A 2,545-nucleotide genomic window follows, 5' to 3' on the forward strand; every position below is an offset into this window, starting at 1 on the left:
CCGCCGATCTGCTGCGAGCCGAAGCCCGGGATGTCCGCGGTACCGGTGACCTTGACCTGTTTGCCGCCGTCGACCGGTCCGCGGGGAAGGGCTCCGCCGACGAGGGTGACTCCGCCGACGGCAGGGACCCTGCCAACGGGAGCACCTCTGCCGACGGGAGCAACCCTGCCGACGGAAGCGGTTCCGCGGATGGCACTGGCCCGGCCGCCGCCGCGGGCCCGCCGGGCGGGGTGACCGCCGTGGCGGGTACCGGGGACCGGTCCGCCCGCAGGGCGCTCGCGGACAGTGGCCCGCCGCTGTCGGCGCTGCACCCGGCGGACAGCAGGCCGGCAACGATCACGATCGCGGCCGTAGCCGCCCGAAGGACCCGCACAATGGTGAACGTTAGGTGCGAGCCGGACATAGCGGTGAGGGGTCGGGGCCCGATCGGGCCGGGCCGGGGACGGTCCGAGGGTCCCGGCGGGGGATGCCCACCGGTCCCACCGGACGTCGTCGCCATCGCCGCACCGAGCCTGCGCCGGAGCCCACCTGGGCACCCCGGATGTTCCGCCCCGCCCAGGGCGCTGCGCTGCGCTGCAGGTCATGGTGGGTATCGCGGATCCGCACGGGCCGGGCGACAGTCACACCCGCCCGGCGCGCGGTAGTCCGGTGCCGGGGCCGCCCCGCCCGGTGGGGCCAGCATTCGGGGCTGGACCGCCCCGCCCCGTTGGTGGTGGCGCAGGTGATCGCGGCCACCGCGAAACCGGCCACTAGGAGTGAGCGCTCACCTGGCCCGTTCAGGGGGTCCGGCGCAGCGGATGTCAGCTCAGGGGATGTCCGGCGCCACGGCCGTGACGGCGACGGTCAGGGCCTGGGCCACCCGGGCGGGCAGCCAGCCCTGCCGCGCACGCGCGGGCACCCAGCGCCAGCCCGTCCCGGGGGCCAGCATGGTCAGCTCACCGGTTCCGGCCCGGCGGGCCAGCGGGATGTGCTCCTCCCAGCCGGAGACACCATCCGGGCCGGGCACGGTCAATCCGACGACGACGTCTGTGGGCAGGTCCGCGTCGCTCACCGCGATCTCCCCGGGGCCGGCCGGCCCGGTGGTGAGCACCACCGACAGCACCGGGCCGGCACCATGGCCCGCATCCACCATGGCAGCACGCGTCCCCGACACCGCCGATCCGACCCGCACGTACACCGACGCACCCCGCTGACCCGGACCATTCCGCTGGCCCGGAACACCCTGCTGGCCCGGAACACCCTGCTGACCCGGAGCACCCTGCTGGCCCGGGCCATTCTGCTGACCCGGGCCAGCCCGCTCGCCCGGACCCGACTGGCCCGAAGCAGGGAGACCCGCAGGGAGCTGGCCCGCGGGGGGCAGGACGGGTCCGGTGGTGGGCAGGGTGACGTCCAGACGCAGCCGTCCACCGCGGATCTGGTGCAGGGCGGTGAAGGAGCCGACGTAGCTGGCGAACGCGGCCGGGTCGACGATCTCCCCCGGGCGCAGTCGGTACAGGGCCCGCCCGGGCAGCTGGTCACCGAGGGTGGCGGTGCGGGGGCCGAGATCGGCGGCGTAGAGAACCCGGTCGTGCAGCTGGGGATCGTTGCGCAGGATGTGGTACGGCACCTGGGTGTAGCGACTGGGTTGGTCCGGAGTAACCACGATGACGGCGGGCCCGGGGAGCCGGTCGGGTAGCAGGGCGTGGAGCAGGGCGTCGTGGTCGTTGACCCAGTGCTGGCCGCGCAGCTTCGCCGGCAGCGGCGCCAGGGTGCAGGCGAGCGCCACGGCCACGGCCACCAGGGTGATCCCGGCCTGCCCCGTCCGGGCCAGGTAACGAACGCGGGTGGACCGGGTCTGCGTGCGTCGGCGCAACGCGGCGGCGGCCAGCGACCACAACCGCCGGGCGCCGTCCGCGGCGAGGATGACCACCGGGGCGACCGCGGCGAGGTGGTAGTGCGGGCCGATGCCGTCGCGCACTCCCGGCAGGGCGAACGCGGTCCCCCACCAGAACACGTAGCCGCCGACGACCAGCGTGGTCATCGCGACCAGCAGCAGCCGCTGCGCCCGTCGCGGTCGGGCGAGCACCCCGACGGCGGCGCACGCCACCAGCAACGGGCCGCCGAACAGCCAGCTCGGCGCGGCGCGCACGGTCTGCCAGGTGGCCTTCACCGCCAGCCGGCGGCCGAAGGCGAACGTCGGCTCGGACGGCAGGATGCGCCGCGGGCCGAACCCGAACCGGTCCAGCGGGTCGGAGGCCGACAGCGGCATGCGCAACGGTGAACCCGTCACGCACGCGCAGTAGGCGAGCAGCACGACGACGAACGGTGCCAGGCCCAGCAACACCCAGCCGGTGCGCCGCACGGCCACCCGGGGCGTGCGGCGCAGCCGAACCACCGCGAAGACCGCCACTGGAGCGAGCAGCAGCACCGCGTCATACGGCCGCAGCAGCAGGACGAACCCGGTTCCGGCGCCACCGACGAGCAGCGCCGCCCGGCTGCCGGTGCGCGCCCCCCGCAGCAGGGCGGCGGCCGTGGCCGTCAGGGTCGCCGCGCCACACGCATAGGC

The 2,545-nt window shown here is 75.5% G+C and carries 1 protein-coding gene and 1 pseudogene; both read right to left on the reverse strand.

Going from position 1 to position 2,545, the window contains the following annotated elements; translation table 11 throughout:
• Positions 1 to 311, reverse strand: a pseudogene (locus ND747_RS16050) (hypothetical protein); the annotation flags it as partial.
• Positions 312 to 805: 494 nt separating this feature from the next.
• Positions 806 to 2,545 (reverse strand): hypothetical protein (locus ND747_RS16055; protein ID WP_251734424.1); only part of this gene is annotated, 1,740 nt, incomplete at its 5' end.

Source organism: Frankia sp. R82 (genome assembly GCF_023716925.1).
Classification (GTDB): domain Bacteria; phylum Actinomycetota; class Actinomycetes; order Frankiales; family Frankiaceae; genus Frankia.